The following is a 16,893-nucleotide window of genomic DNA, read 5'->3' as shown; positions in this document are numbered from 1 at the left end:
CTTTCAAAGTGATTCCAAACTGGCACTGTCTTGCGTATAGTGGCACCGTTAGTTAATTTAACCTAAGACGGAGTGGTTGTTATGTTATTTCGCTGGCCAGTTCGCGTGTACTATGAAGATACAGACGCGGGCGGTGTAGTTTATCATGCGCGTTATTTAGCATTTTTTGAGCGAGCAAGAACCGAAATGTTGCGAAATAAAGGAATCAACCAACAAAGTATGCTTGCTGATAACCTTGGTTTTGTTGTGCGTAGCATGACAATTGATTTTGTAAAAGGGGCAAAGCTAGATGATCTGTTGGAGGTTGAGACGCAAATTGTTGAAATGAAACGTGCCTCATTAACTTTTCATCAAAGGTTAGTTGATTCACAAGGTAACCTGCTTTGTGGGGCTAATGCCCTAATTGCTTGTGTGGACACATCAAAAATGAAGCCGATTGCGCTTCCTAAGTCTATTGTCGCGGAGTTTAAACAGTGACTGACATGAATATCCTGGATTTATTCCTTAAAGCGAGCCTTTTGGTTCAGCTCATTATGTTCGTTTTGATCGGTTTTTCTATTGCATCATGGGCCATTATTATTCAAAGAACGAAAATTTTAAATGCTGCAACCCGTGAGGCGGAGGCATTTGAGGATAAGTTTTGGTCAGGTATTGAGCTATCGCGCTTATATAAAGAAAGCCAAGCTCGCCGTGATGAATTGAGCGGAGCTGAACAAATTTTCCACTCCGGTTTTAAAGAGTTCGTTCGTTTACATCAGGCAAATATTCACGCACCAGATGCGGTGGTTACTGGTGCATCACGCGCGATGCGTATATCAATGAATCGTGAATTAGAGTCAGTAGAAGCACATATCCCATTTTTAGGTACTGTTGGTTCGATTAGCCCATATATTGGTTTATTCGGGACAGTATGGGGAATTATGCATGCGTTTATTGCTTTGGGTGCGGTAAAACAAGCAACATTACAGATGGTTGCTCCGGGGATCGCCGAAGCACTTATCGCAACCGCGATAGGTTTGTTTGCAGCGATTCCTGCGGTTATGGCTTTCAACCGCTTGAACTTACGAGTCAATAAGTTAGAGCAAACTTACGATAACTTTATGGAAGAGTTTTTAGCCATCTTGCATCGTCAAGCATTCTCTGCTGATAAGAAATAAGTTGAGGAGATAAGCGAATGGCGCGCACTAGTCGCAGACGTGAGCTGAAATCCGAAATCAACATCGTTCCACTGCTGGACGTTTTGTTGGTGCTGTTACTGATATTTATGGCAACGGCACCCATTATTTCCCAGAGTGTGGAAGTTGAATTACCGGATGCAACAGATACACAAACCGTATCATCAAGTGACAACCCACCTATAATTTTAGAGGTGTCGGGTGTTGGGCAGTATAATATGCGGCTCGATGGTGAGGTATTAGAATTGCTTCCACCAGAACAGATTGCTGCTGAAGCGAAATCACAATTAGAGAAAAACCCAAAAGCGATTTTCTTAATTGGTGGTGCAAAAGAGGTGCCTTATGAAGAAGTTATTAAGGCTCTGAATATTTTGCACAGTGCAGGGATAAAATCTGTCGGCTTGATGACTCAGCCTATCTAGGCTGGGTTGTTGTGGTTTGAATAAGTCACAATTCTTTTTTTGGATACCAGAGTGGGAAAGTCAAAAGAGAAAAAAGATAACCTAAACCGTTCATTAGTGATGTCTGTTGTATTGCACATCATATTGATTGGCTTGATTGTTATAGGCTCTTTAGTTTCCGTCGTCAAACTTGGTGGTGGCGGGGAAGAAGGGACTGTCATCGATGCGGTGATGGTCGACCCTGGCGTGGTTGTTGAGCAATATGAACAAATGCAAAAACAACAAAACATGGTCAGACAAGCAGCTAAAGAGCGTAAAGAGCAAGAACAAAAACAAGAGGCTGAGCTAAGAGAGCAGCAAGAAAAGGAACAAAAACGCCTGCAACAGCTTGAACAAGAGCGTATCAAAACTGAACGAGATACCGCTAAGCAACAAAAACAAGCTGAAGAGCAACAGAAAAAAGCATTAGAAGCCGCTAAAAAAGCCAAGGAAGAGCAAAAAATAGCGGAAGAAGCTGCCGCGAAAGCGAAAGCTGAAAAGGAAAAATTAGTTAAAGAGCAGGCAGCTGAAAAGGCGAAAGCTGAAGCTCAAGCTAAAAAAGAAGCCGAAGCGGCTAAAGCTAAAGCAGAGAAAGAAGCTCAAGAAAAAGCAGAAAAAGAAGCCAAAGAAAAGGCTGATAAAGAAGCTAAAATAAAAGCAGACAAGGAAGCTAAGGCTAAAGCGGATAAAGAAGCGAAAGAGAAAGCAGATAAAGAAGCGAAAGCTAAAGCAGCGAAAGCGAAAGCAGAGGCGGCAAAAAATGCGGCTTCTGTAGATGATTTACTCGGCGATTTAACTGCTTCTGGGCCAAGTAAACAGGGCGGCCAAGCTTCTGCTGGAACTGGTGGCGGTAAAAAATCAGGAGCCTCAAACGCAGATGTTGATAACTATGCAGGTAAGGTAAAAGCGGCAATCCAAAGTAAGTTCTATGATTCAGATACTTATCGTGGGCGGACTTGCGAATTGCAATTGGTGCTCGCACGGGATGGCGCTTTGATGGGGATTAAACCTAAAAATAACCCGACGAACGACGCTGCGTTATGTGATGCGGCAATTCGAGCTGCGAAGTTAGCTTCGATGCCAAGACCCGATTCAGATAAAATTTTTGAAAGGGTTAAGAGGGAAGGTATCGTCGTCGATTTTAAACCTTGATTTAAGTAAGTCAGAGCTATCTGTATTGAAAAATCTATCGCATTAGAATAAATAGTTTGTGTGGTATCTAGTTTTGTTATTATACCTTTGTTAAAATTCAGCGAATTATTGCGGTGGTAAACAATCCGTAGTAAGGGAGACAAGAATGAAGCAGGCTTTTAAAGTAGTTTTAGGGTTCCTAATGCTATGGGCGACAGTGGCTCAGGCTGAAATACGTATTGAGATCACTGAAGGTGTTAATTCAGCTCAACCGATTGGTGTCGTACCCTTTAAATGGACAGGTGCTGGAGCACCCCCACAGGAAGTAGGCCAAATCGTAGGTTCTGATTTACGTAATAGCGGGAAATTTAACCCTATTGAACCAAGTCGTATGCCTCAGCAACCCGGTACAGCCTCTGAAGTAACTCCAGAAGCATGGACTGCATTGGGTATTAATGCAGTGGTTGTAGGGCAAGTGCAGCCAGCCGCAGATGGTAGCTTTGTTGTCAGCTATCAACTGGTTGATGTTGCAGCTAACCCAGGTGCTGTTTTATCTCAGAACCAATATAAAGTCACTAAAGAATGGTTACGTTATGCAGCTCATACTGCAAGTGACGAAGTCTTTGAAAAACTAACCGGTATTCGTGGTGCATTCCGCACGCGTATTGCTTATATTGTGGTTAACAAAGGCGGTCAGTATCCATATGAATTACGAGTTTCTGACTACGATGGGTTTAACCAGTTTACAGTTCATCGTTCACCAGAACCTTTAATGTCGCCAGCATGGTCACCGGATGGCGAAAAACTCGCGTATGTCACTTTTGAAAGCGGTAGTTCAGCGCTTGTTATTCAAACTCTTTCTACAGGAGCAGTCCGTCAGGTTGCATCATTCCCACGTCACAATGGGGCACCTGCATTCTCTCCTGATGGGACAAAACTGGCATTCGCACTGTCTAAAACAGGCAGCTTGAATTTATATGTTATGGACTTAGCGAGTGGGCAAATTCGTCAAGTAACAGATGGTCGTAGCAACAATACTGAACCAAGCTGGATGCCGGATAGCCAAACTTTAGTCTATACTTCAGATCAGGCGGGACGTCCGCAGATTTATAAAATGAATATTAATGGTGGCAGCCCTGAACGTGTTTCTTGGGAAGGAACACAAAATCAGGACGCTGATGTTAGTCCGGATGGTACTTTCTTAGTGATGGTCAGCTCCGGCGGCGGTCAGCAACATGTCGCCAAACAAGATCTGGCAACGAACAACGTTGAATTTTTAACGAAAACGTTCCTAGATGAAACGCCGAGTATCGCACCTAACGGCACTATGGTAATTTATAGCTCCTCTCAAGGCTTGGGGACTATATTGCAGCTAGTTTCGACCGACGGGCGTTTCAAAGCGCGTCTTCCGGCTACCGATGGACAGGTAAAATTCCCTGCCTGGTCGCCGTATCTGTGATGCATAATAATAATGTGTGGCAAAAAAATATTAAGGATCAAAACGATGCAACTGAATAAAGTGCTTAAAGGGCTGATGATCGCATTACCAATCATGGCAGTCGCAGCTTGTAGCTCTAACAAAAACAATGACCAAGATGGCGTAGATACTTCTACTAACCAAACTAACACTGGTCTGTCTGCGGAAGAGCTGGCACGTCAGCAAATGGAACAGCTGCAACAAAACAACACTGTTTACTTTGGTTTCGATAAATACAACGTATCTCCAGAGTATGCGGAAATGTTAGATGCGCATGCAGCATTCCTACGTAGCAACCCATCTGTACGTGTTGTTGTTGAAGGTCATGCGGATGAGCGCGGTACTCCAGAATATAACATCGCGCTGGGCGAGCGTCGTGCTAATGCAGTTAAAATGTATCTGCAAAGCAAAGGTGTTTCTGGTGACCAAGTTTCACTGGTTTCTTACGGTAAAGAAAAACCAGCTGTGTTAGGTCACACTGAAGCAGACTACGCGAAAAACCGTCGTGCAGTCATTGCATACTAATAGATAAGAGAAATTATCTATTATGAACAGTAACTTCAGACATCTAATTGTAGGTCTGTCGTTATTGGTTGGCGTAGCGGCCCCTTGGGCCGCTATTGCCCAAGCGCCAATCAACAATGTCGGATCTGGTTCAACAACAGACCGTCTTACCCAACTTGAGACTGCGGTTAATTCTCAAGGCCAAATTATGTATCAAATCCAGCAACAGCTTGCCGATAACCAACGCGACATAGATATGTTACGTGGTCAGATTCAAGAAAGTGAATATAAATTGAATCAAGTTATTGAGCGTCAAAAAGATTTGTATATGCAATTAAATGGCTCGGGTGACGGCAATTCTGCCAATACAGGTGAAACACCTGACACTAGTGCATCAAATGTATCTTCTTCAACTACACCTGCTGCATCAGCTAATACAGGTGGAAATGAGAAAGATGATTATAATGCGGCAGTTAAGCTTGCAATGGAAAGCAAATCAAAAGCCCAAATTGATGGGGCTATTAATGCGCTTCAAGGGTTTATCAAAACCTACCCTAAGTCTGGGTATCAATCTAACGCCAACTATTGGTTGGGGCAGTTAAACTACAACAAAGGCAGCAAAGATGACGCGGCTTTTTACTTTGCAACTGTAGTTAAGCAATATCCTAAATCTCAGAAAAGCAGTGAAGCTTTATATAAAGTTGGGCTGATCATGCAAGACAAAGGGCAAAAGGATAAAGCAAAGGCTGTTTACCAACAGGTGTTAAAGCAATATCCAAACAGTGCAGGCTCAAAATTAGCAGAAAAAAAGTTGAGTACACTTTAATTACTAACCCCGAAGCAATATTGCCGAATATTTCGGGGTTATCAGTATGATAAGTGCGCATTCAATCTATTTTAGTAAAAAAAACATTGCACCATCGTCAGAAATCAGTAATATAAGCCGCCGTTGATACGAGAATACGGTTAGCCGAAAACCTCGAGATACAAAGAAGAAATATAGTTTTAGATGGGTTGTTAGCTCAGTCGGTAGATGATTGAGTTTTATTAAGATGGTTGCAGGTTCAACCCGAAGGGTAAGAAGCTGTGATTAGTTAGAAAAGTTATATAGATGGGTCGTTAGCTCAGTCGGTAGAGCAGTTGACTTTTAATCAATTGGTCGCAGGTTCGAATCCTGCACGACCCACCATCTAAAAGAAACAAACAATTCAAGCAATTCAGATGGGTCGTTAGCTCAGTCGGTAGAGCAGTTGACTTTTAATCAATTGGTCGCAGGTTCGAATCCTGCACGACCCACCATCTCAACAGCAATTCAAGCCAATTCACTACCCCGTAAATACTCAGTCGGCATCCATACCTCGGCAAGCTGGTTGCAGGTTCAGGCCGCAGGCTAAATTCGTAGAATTTAAATCCTGCACGACCCACCATCTCAACAGCAGCGCAAGCCAATTCACTACCCCGTAAATACTCAGTCGGCAATCCATACCTCGGCAAGCGCGCAATGGTTCTAAGCATACCTTTAAAAAGTGCATGAATTAGTTAGTGACTTAAATATGACTGAGATAAACTGAAAAGTGACAAGATAAAAAAATAGCCCCTGGTGTTGGGGCTCAAAAGGGATGGTTTATTTAACTGAGGGTAACTCTTGTATACAGTTATACCGTTAAATGAGTCATCTTTTGAAAGTCAAAATAAAAGAACTCATTGTTTTGTAAAGATAGTCATTAAATCGCCTTTTTTCGCTGTACTCTACGCTAATTAATTATAATCCTTCAGGTAGCAAGCCATTATCTTGTAAAAAGCCAATGACTAACATTTGCATTTTTTTTGCTAAATTATGCGCAGGAGAAAAGCCCTGTAACTTGGCAAGGTCGATACTCACCTCATCAAAACAACGCATTAAACATTGCAATGACAAGGCAGCTTTTTCTGAGGTACTGCAATTAAAAATGATTTCTAGTGCCTGTATGTACTTTTGTGGCATCCATTCATGGTACTTACGGCCATTATACCAAACATGCTTACCTTGTATGGTTACAAGGTGCTCAAGTAGCGTTAAGAAATAGTGCTTCATATCGGCACTTCTTGACCATGCCACCCATAATTCTTCACGGGTTAATGCTATGGCGACTTGATGGGCTTCGTGCCAAAAGTCTGTAACGGTTTGTGAAAACTCAGTCTCTGTTAACGGTGTTGGTGCTAAAGATAGCAAATTGGCATCTTTTGGTAGCCCTTCAGTGATCCCAGTTTTATCTAACAAAACAATAAACCCGCGAGAGAATGTCGCATCTAACCCCTCACGTTTCATTTTATATAAGCGTTCAGGCTCAGCAAATGTGAAATCAACTTTGCGACCTTCCTCGTATATAACTAAACATGTCGGCCAATCTGGTGCGTCCTCTTCTTGATTGAGTAAATGTAGAACTGCTAAAGAGGAGCCAAAATGGTCAACCCAATGTTTTTGGTTAAATATTTCTGTCACACCGTGACCGATTAACTCAATGTCAATGTCGGAGTAATTATCAACATCTTGCTCTCTTCCTCGTGAGCCTGTGAGTACCACAGCTTCGATTCTTGGGTCGAGTAATGAAATGGATATAATTTTATTTATAATAGATACAGGTAATTCCATAACTGGCCTAATTAAATTTGATAAGAATGGCTACGATACCGATAAAATGAGTGAAAAGCTAAAGGACAAACGTAAAAAGTGTAGAAAAGGCACGAAAATGATTAAAGTCTATGCTTAGTAAGTGAAAAACGAAGGTTATAGAGCAAAGTAGAGGAGACCTTATTGTATAGTCATCTCAAGTATTAATGTGGACTTGTTGAAAAAGTGATATGGTTTTTCTCGACTATTCGCATTTTTACGAGAAAAATTTACATTAGGATAATGCATGACTTAAATTGAATTTAAGTCATGCATATAATTTAGAATTATTCTTCTTTATTTAACATAATAAAATAAAATTTGTATTTTATTTTAGGTTAATATAATTTAATCAGTATCATGTTTTTTTTCAAAAGGAATTGAAATGAATGCTATTTTTCAGGGGAGCAATACTCAGGAAGAGCGTAAAGAGGGTATTCGTAGAAGGAATAAAAGTTATTTAGAATTGAAGGAAAATTTTGAATATATCTATGAAAAAATACCAGCTTATTATAAAGAACTAAAATCATTAACTGAAGAAATATCAAATCTAAAAAAAACAATCGATAAACATGATGTAGCTAATGAATATATTGATAGGGTTAATGAATATATTGATAGGGTTAATGAATATATTGATAGAGTTAAGGGGGGATTGGACACATATATGGAACTAAAAGGTAAATTGGAACCCTATCTTGATGAACCAGTGAAAATAAAAAATATTCCATCAGAGATAACAGGAATCTATAGTAATGTGGCATTAAGTATTCGTAATTATCCTACTATTAACTATTCTTTGTATAGGCTGCCATCTAAGTTTAAACAAAACTCCCCAAAAAAAACAAATCAAGCTAAAGATTATACATTAGATTTCCATACCTCTTTGGCCAAAATAAGGGAGCCAGTAGCATTAATATCTAGAAAAATAAATGAAATAAAAGAGTATGAAGAAACAGGAGGGGAAGTTGGTGAGTTTGTTGAATATAAGCCTAAAATAATGACTGAAAATTTGGGTAATACTGATACGCCAAATGATAGTTTAAAAAAAGAATCATTAAAACAAGACAAATCAATCAAAGATAAAGATATGGAGAATTTAGGTTTTTATAATGAAGGAATTAAATTGATAGAAAATATTGTTAGTTTATATAGCAGTGAACAAGCATTGTTAAATAAAATAAGTGATAATATAAATATTAGTAATGGTGCTAAAGTACTAATTTCATTTCTACCTACAATGTAACTCGGCGGGTGGTGAAAATAAATTTTTACTCTACTTGTCGTGGTATTGAAATCACATAGCTAATTTAGCCTCCTGAATAGAGGAGGTATTATACACCTAAGGGTTTATAGTAATATTATGGCAAAGTAAATTAAAACTTAAAGCCGCCTAACTAATCATTACCACAACTTTCTGCGGTTGATTTGCCTGTGCTCATAACATCAGCGTTGGTAAATCAATCACAGATAAATGGGGATGGCAGCCCTGAACCATTCTAGATATCCCAAAAATGCGTCAGTATCATCATATTAGAGTATCAAGTGAAGCAATGAGTTCTAGTTACTTCAATATAATGGCAGTTTAAAACTGATGAATCAGAACGATTATTTTGCGATATGCTAAAACTGTAGTCGAATTTTATAGTTCACTGCAATTCTTACCAAAAGTACAAGTGTAATGACCAATCAAGTAGGGCGTTATCGGCTTCTATCTAATTAAAGAATAATTTTCACTTTTATATCTTTTAAAGAAAAGCAACCGTAAGGGGAAAATGATGCTTGATAACTGAAAAAGGGTGGAGACTTCTTTCGTAAAGTGGGGTATCTTGTTTAGTATATAAAACAAAAAGCGGCTAATTTTGCGGTCTTAACTTATTTGAAGCATTAAAATCGCTTTATGCTAAACAGAGGCAAGAAATGAGCGTGTTTATCGATTTTGATCAGTCAGTATATCCATTTCCAGCAAAACCGGCACTATTAAGCTCGGATGAAAAAACATTTTATCGCCAACGGATCAAATCTCTTTTGGTTGAAAAAAATGCAGTTATTGTTGCGCACTACTATACAGACCCAGAAATCCAGGCGTTAGCGGAAGAAACGGGGGGCTGCGTTGCTGATTCATTAGAAATGGCTCGTTTTGGGGCTAAGCACCCAGCTTCAACTTTAGTCGTGGCTGGGGTAAAGTTTATGGGGGAAACCGCTAAAATACTCAGCCCTGAAAAACACGTATTAATGCCAACTCTAGATGCCCAATGTTCTCTTGATATTGGCTGCCCAGAAGAGGAGTTTATTCGTTTTTGTGATGCACATCCGGACAGAACTGTTGTCGTTTATGCAAATACTTCAGCAGCGGTCAAAGCGCGTGCCGATTGGGTGGTTACATCCAGTATTGCGGTAGAATTGATTGAGCATCTTGATAGCTTAGGTGAAAAAATAATTTGGGCTCCAGATCGTCATTTAGGTCGCTATGTACAGCAACAAACAGGGGCTGATATTTTGTGCTGGCAAGGTGCGTGTATTGTTCATGATGAATTTAAAACACAGTCATTGGAAAAAATGAAAGCGCTTTACCCAGAAGCAGCAGTGTTAGTTCATCCTGAGTCCCCACAAGCTATTGTTGACCTTGCTGATGCCGTCGGGTCAACAAGTCAATTAATCAAAGCGGCACAAGCACTACCTAACCCTTCAATGATTGTAGCGACGGATAAAGGCATTTTTTATAAAATGCAGCAAGCATGCCCTGATAAAGCGCTATATATTGCTCCAACTGCTGGTGAGGGCGCAACATGTCGTACTTGTGCACACTGTCCATGGATGGCGATGAACGGGTTACAGGCAATTGCAGAGGCTCTAGAAGGCCATACTCAAAATCATCAAATTGAGGTAAGTGCAAGTTTACGCGAAAAAGCATTGCTGCCTTTGAATAAGATGCTAGAGTTTGCCGAGAGTCTAAAATAAAAATAAGTTAGCGTGATATGTTAGCTATATTCTAATTCAGTACTGAGCAATACAACATTAACTATCAATCATAAAGGGTTTTGGGATGGATTTCTTTAGTACAGCCAATACATTAGTGCAAATCCCACTTTGGGGTTCTGTTTATGATTTGTCTTATATTGAAGCGGTGGGGACGGTTGCAGGGCTGCTCTGTATCTTACTGGCTAGTTTTGAAAAAACGATTAACTATCTATTTGGTTTAATTAATGTTTCATTGTTTGCTGTCATATTTTTTCAAATCCAATTATATGCAAACCTGCTCTTACAGATATTTTTCTTTGTTGCGAATATTTATGGTTGGTACGCATGGACCCGAGTGACCAGCTCACAACAAGCGGAGTTAAAAATTCGCTGGTTGAGCTTCCCAAAAGCCATGGCCACACTCGTGGTTTCTATTTTAGCTATCGTTTACTTAACATTTAATATTGATGCTGTATTTGGTGTGTTAGCGATATGGGCCGTTGAATTATTGAATTTATTTGGCGCAAACTTAGCAATGCCAGCCATAGAACCAGATGCATTTCCATTTTGGGATTCTGCAATGACAGTACTTTCGGTTGTAGCAATGATCTTGATGACGCGTAAGTATGTTGAAAACTGGTTATTGTGGGTCATTATTAACGTGATTAGTATCGTGATTTTCTTTATTCAGGGTGTTTATGCAATGTCTTTAGAATACTTAATTTTATTAGGTATCGCGGTTAATGGCTCTAGACTTTGGATAAAATCAGCCAAAGAGAACGGCTCCTCACCAATATCACGAACTTAACCAGAAAAAATCGCTTAAAGCGGCTAAAGTGACATTATCGTCGTTTAGCCGTTTTAGTTATTTTTTGCTCTGTAAAATCGGTATTTAACCTATTTATCGTGCTAAATATCAACATTAAACCTCATTTTATAATCAGCCCACGGTAAAACCATGGTTTTATCGTGCGTTTGCCTGTTTACAGACGTCGGTTGAACAGTTAGATTAAAAATTCGATGCTAATTATCTTTTCAATTTTCAGTTAACTTTTGAAGCGCAGTGAAGGCTTTCATCTGCTTGCTTAATGCTTTGCTCTAGCGCGGGTAACTTGAAGAAACTTGGCATGCAAATCAACGACAGTAAAAAATAATAAACATTGGATATACGGGTATGAACTATCAGAACGATGACGTCAGAATTAAACAAATAAAAGAATTATTACCACCAATTGCTTTACTTGAAAAATTTCCAGCAACTGATAAAGCTGCGTTTACCGTTCATGAAGCACGACTTGCAATCCACAATATTTTAGCGGGTAAAGATGATCGTTTAGTGGTGGTGATTGGCCCTTGTTCTATTCATGATACTAAAGCGGCTTTAGAGTATGCAGAGCGTTTAGGTAAGCTACGCGAAGAATTAAAAGATTCACTTGAGATTGTCATGCGAGTGTATTTTGAAAAGCCGCGTACAACTGTGGGTTGGAAAGGGCTAATTAATGACCCTAAAATGGACCATAGCTTTGATATTAACGAAGGTTTACGTATAGCTCGTGAATTATTATTAACGATCAATAACCAAGGTTTACCTACCGCAGGTGAATTTTTGGATGTGATTAGCCCTCAGTACGTTGCTGATTTAATGAGTTGGGGAGCGATTGGTGCTCGCACCACTGAATCACAAATTCACCGTGAATTAGCATCAGGTTTATCCTGTCCTGTTGGCTTCAAAAACGGGACAGATGGGACGATTAAAATTGCGATTGATGCAATAAACTCTGCCCGTTCAGCCCACTGTTTCTTATCAGTTACCAAATGGGGGCACTCTGCGATAGTCAATACGAGTGGTAACCCTGATTGCCATATTATTTTGCGTGGCGGGAAAGAACCCAACTACAGTGCTAAGCATGTAAAAGAAGTCTGTGCAGGTTTAGAAAAAGCCGGCTTAGCACCCAGTATTATGATCGATTTTAGCCATGCGAATAGCTGTAAACAATTTGAAAAACAGATGGAAGTGGCTACCAATGTAAGTGAACAAATTAGTCATGGTGACCGCTCAATTACAGGTGTTATGATTGAAAGTAACCTTGTAGAGGGTAATCAAAATTTAGAGTCCGGTGAGCCATTAATTTATGGTAAAAGTGTCACTGATGCTTGTATTGGATGGAATGATACAGAAAAAGTATTACGCCAATTAGCAGATGCAGTGATTACCCGTCGTAACAAGTAATCAAGACCACGTTCACTCAATAAAGTTAAAGCGAGTTTATTTATTAAACTCGCTTTTTTTATGATATCAATCCATTTAAGTTGGGTTAGCACCTTAAATAAAAACTATCGGTTTTGCAGATAGAATCAAAGGGTTGTACCAAAAAACACCTTACCATTACAATATAGATGTTTTTATTAATATAATTTTATATTAATTCATTGTTTAATATTTTTTTCCTTTTTTTAATTTTAAGTGATTTTTCTGTTGAATTCTTTTATTTATATAAAATAAAAATTTGTTTTTTTTATAGTAAAGTAATAGCTTGTTATTTTATGGATGCAAGGATATCACCTGTAAAACTAACATAATGGAGTATGAAATGATTATTAAGAAAGAAATTAGAGAAGAATTAAAATATCAAACGACTAAGTATAAAAAATCAGATGGTATCACGGTTGATCTTGGTTATTCTAATTCTAATAATTTTATAGAGAAAGTAAATTATGAAATTAACTTAAATTATCAATTGTTAAGATCACTAAAAAAATCAGATTCACTCTATGAGTCCATTAAAGAAAGAAAATATAAAATAGGGTTAATGATAAAAAAATATGAGATTAAAAATAAAAATCCTCAGGGTAATGCTAAAGAATTGGAATCAAAACTAAATACGTTAAAAGTTGTTTATAAACATATAGAGAAACTTAAATCGGCTCATGGGTATTATCAGAGTATGATTTATGCAATGAAGGAATATATTGTAGAAAAGGATAATAGAGTTGATATGTATAAACAGTTAATGGAGGTCGATGAGATAATTAAAAAAGAGCCAATTTGTGTAGTTGATGAACTAGATAAAAATTTGGTTGGTGAGTTTAACTCAACTCTACCTAATGAAAATATAAAAGGGTTAGAATATAGTGAAGTTAATTTATTAACTAATACATATAAAGAGCTAGTTGATAACTTAAATGAGTTTTTGAATAATATTCAATCGTTTGAAGAAAATGAAATATATGATGGTGTTGATTTTATCAGTGACCTAGATGGCACCAGAAAAATGATTCAGAAATATAATAAATTAATCTCGAAAGAGAACGCGGTTTCACAGGGTAAAAAAAGAAATACAGAGAGTGAAAGTAAAATTAATGCCATGAAACAGGCTCGTGAAGATTTACAATATAGAGTTGTTCATACTGAGGATGCTTTAAAAAGATATTCTATTGAAGCTCAATATATGTTTTTTGTAGAAAAAGATTTTTCTAGTGATTCAATGAGCTTAGTTTGCGCTGTGGCTGTGTTTAATGCTACTAATACTATCTTGATGGAGGCGATGAATATAAATAATTTAGTTCCTAGATTATCAACGCTGACGCCCTTGAGCCCTATAAAAGTATTTTAAGTCATTATCCCCTTTACCTACATATTAAAGTAGGTAAAGGGGACGAATAAATTGCAGTCTCTTTTACTTTGGTATTTTGGCTAATAGTTCTTCTAGTTTCTTTTGCTCTTCAGGGGTTGCATTTGCTGGAGTAGCGGTTAGCTGCAATACCTCATTTGATGTTTGCACATTAAAATGCACTTTCCCTTTTTCACCCTTGGTATAAGTAACGTCTTTTAGTGGAATACGGTAACAATGAGCGAAAATATTTGGGCGAATATACAAGTGTGCATCTTTAATGGCTAAATAAACGCTATCAGCTGCTTTCTTGCCAAAATAACCAAGGAAAATGGTTAAGACGAATAGAAACATACCTAAACTTTGGCTAAGTAAGATAAAGGCAACACTGATAATACCTAGAGCAATGACAACAATACGATTATTACGTTTATTAAACTCGATTTTTGTTGCAAAGTCGATATTGATGGTGGTATCGAATGGCTCTAATTGGCGATAACGCCAGCGGATCGCAGAAAAAATCATCCCCATGACAAACACTATTGTGATAGGCATGAGTGCAACGCTACTGATGATAGCAAGGCCAATGGCGAGCCTTGGTTTATATTTCATGACCATCATGCTGACAATTTGAATAGGAAAGCTGATGCAAGCAATCGTCATCAAGGTTTTCATTAATTCATGGTTTGCTGCACCATTTGAACCATCAATGGCGAGCTCTCCTGCATTGATCATATAGAGGAGTGAGCCCAAAATACTCGCGCTAAGAACCAGCCCTACCCACACGTAAATATTAAATTTGTTCATTTCTTTGCTCTATGCACCTTTTTATGTGTATTTCCCTATGATAATCCGTTATTCCTATTTCTAACACTAACTGTTTGTATTTTTTATTTTTGATAGAGGGGGAAATGAAAGGTATTTTGAAAAGAAAAAGGGATAAGCAAACGGCTTAACCCTTTCGTACTATAGATAAAGTAAGTAATTACTTCGCTTTACCTTGGTTCGCAACAGCTGCTTGTTTAGCCGCGATTTCGTCTTGGTTACCTAAGTAGTAACGTTTGATAGGTTTCATGTTCTCATCGAACTCATAAACCATTGGTACCGCAGTTGGGATATTCAAGTTCAGAATTTCATCTTCACCCATGTTATCCAAATATTTAACTAAGGCACGCAGAGAGTTACCGTGAGCTGCGATGATCACTTTTTCACCGCTAGCAACGCGAGGTTTGATCACTTCTTCCCAATAAGGAACAACACGCTCGATAGTGGTTGCTAAGCTTTCAGTAACCGGTAATTCTTTTTCAGAAAGTTTTGCGTAACGTGGGTCATGGCCAGGATAACGTTCATCGTCTTTAGTTAAATCTGGTGGAGTGATGGCAAAACCACGACGCCACAGTTTAACTTGCTCATCACCATATTTGGCCGCAGTTTCTGATTTGTCTAAGCCTTGCAGAGCACCATAATGACGCTCGTTTAATTTCCAGCTTTTTTCAACTGGCAGCCATTGCTGTTCAACTTGATCAAGGATGTTCCATAAAGTATGGATAGCGCGTTTTAGAACTGAGGTATAAGCGAAATCAAAAACAAAGCCTTCATCTTTTAGCAGTTGGCCTGCAATTTTTGCTTCTTCACGACCTTTATCAGACAGTTCTACATCAGTCCAACCTGTGAAGCGGTTCTCTTTGTTCCACTCACTTTCACCGTGTCTTACTAAAACCAGTTTAGTTACAGCCATAGCTAAAACTCCTATCAGTACACTCAAATTAAAAATGAATTATTGCTGACCTACATTATAGGGATAGTCAACTCGAACGCTAGTAGCAACTTACGTTTTATCGAAACCAAATCAAAAAACGGATAAACAATGGAAATATTCAAGCCATAATTTGGTTTGTAAGGGGAAAGTTGCCTTTTTATTATCCAGTTACCATTTTTACAGGGTAGGTAAAAAATAACAGATGAACTAAATTTAACCCGAAGTGAATCGATACAGCAAGCCATAATTTTCCACTCCACATCCATGCTAAGCCATAAATTAAGCCTGCAATGGCCGCAAAGAGAATTAAGAGTGGGCCGCCGGCAAAATGCACCCCACCAAATAAGAGAGCTGTAAGTATTAAAGCAAGGTAAGGGGAACCGAACCATTGGGTGAGTCTTTGTTGTAAATAACCACGAAATAGCGCTTCTTCAGCTAGTGAAACAAAAAGTAGATTACAGAGCACAAAAACAGGTAACCAACTAGGAAAATGCCATTCAAAGGCTAATCCGCCAGCAGTAGTCGCGACCAGCAATAAAAGAGGCACAGAAATAACCAGCAGTACCCATTGAACTTTAGTTGCATGCTTGGCTGGACGGCAGACAAATAACGTTGGTAAGCAGGCGAGTAAAATAAAAGGGACTAATGCCTTATCAAAATTAAAATACATAGTAAAAGGGGCGCTACGTGTGCCTACGGTGACTTTATCGAGATATTTCAGGTTATTAAACCCAGGAAATAAGTGAATAAATAGCCCTATAGCACAGGCAATTAATACAATCTCACTGCTTATTTTCAGCGCTAAATGGTGTTGGTAGTGTATGCGAATAAAAGAAACTGCAGCGACAACAATACAAAGTAAAAGGGCCGGCCAACTCATAATTCCAGACAATACTGCGGTAACAACCCCAAGCAACAACAGTATGAATGAAATCAATCGATGCGTAGCAAGTGTTGCAAGTGAAGAGGCTAATATTAACCAAGCCATAAATAATACCTATATTAATCTTTAAACTATTATGGGCGGCAGAGTTTAATCATTTTTAATGAGTTTGCTAATCGTAAAGAATTAAAAATAAAAAATATTATTAATAATCAATTTATTATATTATTATTTTGGTAGTTGGTTGGTTAATCACTAGATTAACTTCGCCAATAAATCCGAAATAGAGCTTATTGGCGAAG

The 16,893-nt window shown here is 38.5% G+C and carries 16 protein-coding genes and 2 tRNA genes; 14 read left to right on the top strand and 4 right to left on the bottom strand.

Going from position 1 to position 16,893, the window contains the following annotated elements:
- The first annotated feature begins 81 nt into the window (after positions 1 to 81).
- From ybgC to ACIPUA_RS20935, 9 genes are all read left to right on the top strand, one after another.
- Positions 82 to 477 carry a tol-pal system-associated acyl-CoA thioesterase gene (ybgC, locus tag ACIPUA_RS20975; RefSeq protein ID WP_042848281.1) on the top strand — a complete coding sequence of 132 codons (396 nt, stop codon included), beginning with the start codon at positions 82 to 84 and terminating at the stop codon, positions 475 to 477.
- Positions 474 to 1,157 (top strand): Tol-Pal system protein TolQ, encoded by a 684-nt coding sequence (tolQ, locus tag ACIPUA_RS20970; protein ID WP_042848280.1) that lies wholly within the window; start codon positions 474 to 476, stop codon positions 1,155 to 1,157. Before ybgC ends, tolQ begins: the two co-directional genes overlap by 4 nt.
- A gap of 17 nt (positions 1,158 to 1,174) precedes the next feature.
- Entirely contained in the window at positions 1,175 to 1,597 is a 423-nt protein-coding gene (gene tolR, locus ACIPUA_RS20965; RefSeq protein WP_004256786.1) for a colicin uptake protein TolR, read from the top strand.
- 51 nt (positions 1,598 to 1,648) lie between these two features.
- The gene (gene tolA / locus ACIPUA_RS20960; RefSeq protein WP_042848278.1) at positions 1,649 to 2,767 is read left to right on the top strand and encodes a cell envelope integrity protein TolA; all 1,119 of its coding nucleotides are present in this window, start codon (positions 1,649 to 1,651) and stop codon (positions 2,765 to 2,767) included.
- A 145-nt stretch (positions 2,768 to 2,912) separates the two neighbouring features.
- Positions 2,913 to 4,205 (top strand): Tol-Pal system beta propeller repeat protein TolB, encoded by a 1,293-nt coding sequence (gene tolB, locus ACIPUA_RS20955; RefSeq protein ID WP_042848275.1) that lies wholly within the window; start codon positions 2,913 to 2,915, stop codon positions 4,203 to 4,205.
- Between the two features lie 45 nt (positions 4,206 to 4,250).
- Positions 4,251 to 4,748 carry a peptidoglycan-associated lipoprotein Pal gene (pal, locus tag ACIPUA_RS20950; protein WP_004909091.1) on the top strand — a complete coding sequence of 166 codons (498 nt, stop codon included), beginning with the start codon at positions 4,251 to 4,253 and terminating at the stop codon, positions 4,746 to 4,748.
- A gap of 22 nt (positions 4,749 to 4,770) precedes the next feature.
- On the top strand, positions 4,771 to 5,553 hold the full coding sequence (gene cpoB, locus ACIPUA_RS20945; protein ID WP_449060103.1) for a cell division protein CpoB: 783 nt from the start codon (positions 4,771 to 4,773) through the stop codon (positions 5,551 to 5,553).
- Positions 5,554 to 5,840: 287 nt separating this feature from the next.
- Positions 5,841 to 5,916 (top strand) — tRNA-Lys (locus ACIPUA_RS20940).
- A gap of 34 nt (positions 5,917 to 5,950) precedes the next feature.
- Positions 5,951 to 6,026 (top strand) — tRNA-Lys (locus tag ACIPUA_RS20935).
- Positions 6,027 to 6,489: 463 nt separating this feature from the next.
- Here ACIPUA_RS20935 and ACIPUA_RS20930 read toward each other — a convergent pair.
- A complete protein-coding gene (locus ACIPUA_RS20930; RefSeq protein ID WP_129466779.1) occupies positions 6,490 to 7,359 on the bottom strand; it encodes an aminoglycoside 6-adenylyltransferase in 870 nt (289 codons plus the stop codon).
- 403 nt (positions 7,360 to 7,762) lie between these two features.
- On the opposite strand from ACIPUA_RS20930, the gene ACIPUA_RS20925 reads away from it, so the two are divergent.
- The 5 genes from ACIPUA_RS20925 (at position 7,763) to ACIPUA_RS20905 (ending at position 13,952) form a co-directional block, all read left to right on the top strand.
- Positions 7,763 to 8,623, top strand: a complete 861-nt coding sequence (locus tag ACIPUA_RS20925) for a hypothetical protein (protein ID WP_449060102.1) — start codon at positions 7,763 to 7,765, stop codon at positions 8,621 to 8,623.
- Positions 8,624 to 9,297: 674 nt separating this feature from the next.
- Positions 9,298 to 10,338: a quinolinate synthase NadA gene (gene nadA, locus ACIPUA_RS20920; RefSeq protein WP_449060101.1), complete on the top strand. Its 1,041-nt coding sequence runs from the start codon at positions 9,298 to 9,300 to the stop codon at positions 10,336 to 10,338.
- A gap of 85 nt (positions 10,339 to 10,423) precedes the next feature.
- A complete protein-coding gene (gene pnuC, locus ACIPUA_RS20915; RefSeq protein WP_181469142.1) occupies positions 10,424 to 11,146 on the top strand; it encodes a nicotinamide riboside transporter PnuC in 723 nt (240 codons plus the stop codon).
- A gap of 366 nt (positions 11,147 to 11,512) precedes the next feature.
- Complete coding sequence (gene aroG / locus ACIPUA_RS20910) at positions 11,513 to 12,568, top strand: 3-deoxy-7-phosphoheptulonate synthase AroG (RefSeq protein WP_449060100.1); 1,056 nt, start codon at positions 11,513 to 11,515, stop codon at positions 12,566 to 12,568.
- Between the two features lie 361 nt (positions 12,569 to 12,929).
- A complete protein-coding gene (locus ACIPUA_RS20905; RefSeq protein WP_449060099.1) occupies positions 12,930 to 13,952 on the top strand; it encodes a hypothetical protein in 1,023 nt (340 codons plus the stop codon).
- Positions 13,953 to 14,015: 63 nt separating this feature from the next.
- Here the strand turns inward: ACIPUA_RS20905 and ACIPUA_RS20900 are convergent, their stop codons facing one another.
- From ACIPUA_RS20900 to ACIPUA_RS20890, 3 genes are all read right to left on the bottom strand, one after another.
- Positions 14,016 to 14,756 (bottom strand): hypothetical protein, encoded by a 741-nt coding sequence (locus tag ACIPUA_RS20900; RefSeq protein WP_042846627.1) that lies wholly within the window; start codon positions 14,754 to 14,756, stop codon positions 14,016 to 14,018.
- 178 nt (positions 14,757 to 14,934) lie between these two features.
- The gene (gpmA, locus tag ACIPUA_RS20895) at positions 14,935 to 15,687 is read right to left on the bottom strand and encodes a 2,3-diphosphoglycerate-dependent phosphoglycerate mutase (RefSeq protein ID WP_042846626.1); all 753 of its coding nucleotides are present in this window, start codon (positions 15,685 to 15,687) and stop codon (positions 14,935 to 14,937) included.
- Positions 15,688 to 15,868: 181 nt separating this feature from the next.
- Complete coding sequence (locus ACIPUA_RS20890) at positions 15,869 to 16,696, bottom strand: CPBP family intramembrane glutamic endopeptidase (protein WP_048606389.1); 828 nt, start codon at positions 16,694 to 16,696, stop codon at positions 15,869 to 15,871.
- Between the last annotated feature and the right edge of the window lie 197 nt (positions 16,697 to 16,893).

It is taken from the genome of Providencia sp. AGC89, from assembly GCF_053543535.1.
This window is presented reverse-complemented; position numbering and strand designations above follow the sequence as displayed.

Coding starts and splice junctions, on each gene's coding strand:
- ACIPUA_RS20925 (WP_449060102.1), top strand. CDS start 7,763: ATGAATGCTATTTTTCAGGGGAGCAATACTCAGGAAGAGCGTAAAGAG.
- tolR (WP_004256786.1), top strand. CDS start 1,175: ATGGCGCGCACTAGTCGCAGACGTGAGCTGAAATCCGAAATCAACATC.
- gpmA (WP_042846626.1), bottom strand. CDS start 15,687: ATGGCTGTAACTAAACTGGTTTTAGTAAGACACGGTGAAAGTGAGTGG.
- cpoB (WP_449060103.1), top strand. CDS start 4,771: ATGAACAGTAACTTCAGACATCTAATTGTAGGTCTGTCGTTATTGGTT.
- ybgC (WP_042848281.1), top strand. CDS start 82: ATGTTATTTCGCTGGCCAGTTCGCGTGTACTATGAAGATACAGACGCG.
- ACIPUA_RS20890 (WP_048606389.1), bottom strand. CDS start 16,696: ATGGCTTGGTTAATATTAGCCTCTTCACTTGCAACACTTGCTACGCAT.
- pal (WP_004909091.1), top strand. CDS start 4,251: ATGCAACTGAATAAAGTGCTTAAAGGGCTGATGATCGCATTACCAATC.
- ACIPUA_RS20905 (WP_449060099.1), top strand. CDS start 12,930: ATGATTATTAAGAAAGAAATTAGAGAAGAATTAAAATATCAAACGACT.
- ACIPUA_RS20930 (WP_129466779.1), bottom strand. CDS start 7,359: ATGGAATTACCTGTATCTATTATAAATAAAATTATATCCATTTCATTA.
- aroG (WP_449060100.1), top strand. CDS start 11,513: ATGAACTATCAGAACGATGACGTCAGAATTAAACAAATAAAAGAATTA.
- ACIPUA_RS20900 (WP_042846627.1), bottom strand. CDS start 14,756: ATGAACAAATTTAATATTTACGTGTGGGTAGGGCTGGTTCTTAGCGCG.
- nadA (WP_449060101.1), top strand. CDS start 9,298: ATGAGCGTGTTTATCGATTTTGATCAGTCAGTATATCCATTTCCAGCA.
- pnuC (WP_181469142.1), top strand. CDS start 10,424: ATGGATTTCTTTAGTACAGCCAATACATTAGTGCAAATCCCACTTTGG.
- tolB (WP_042848275.1), top strand. CDS start 2,913: ATGAAGCAGGCTTTTAAAGTAGTTTTAGGGTTCCTAATGCTATGGGCG.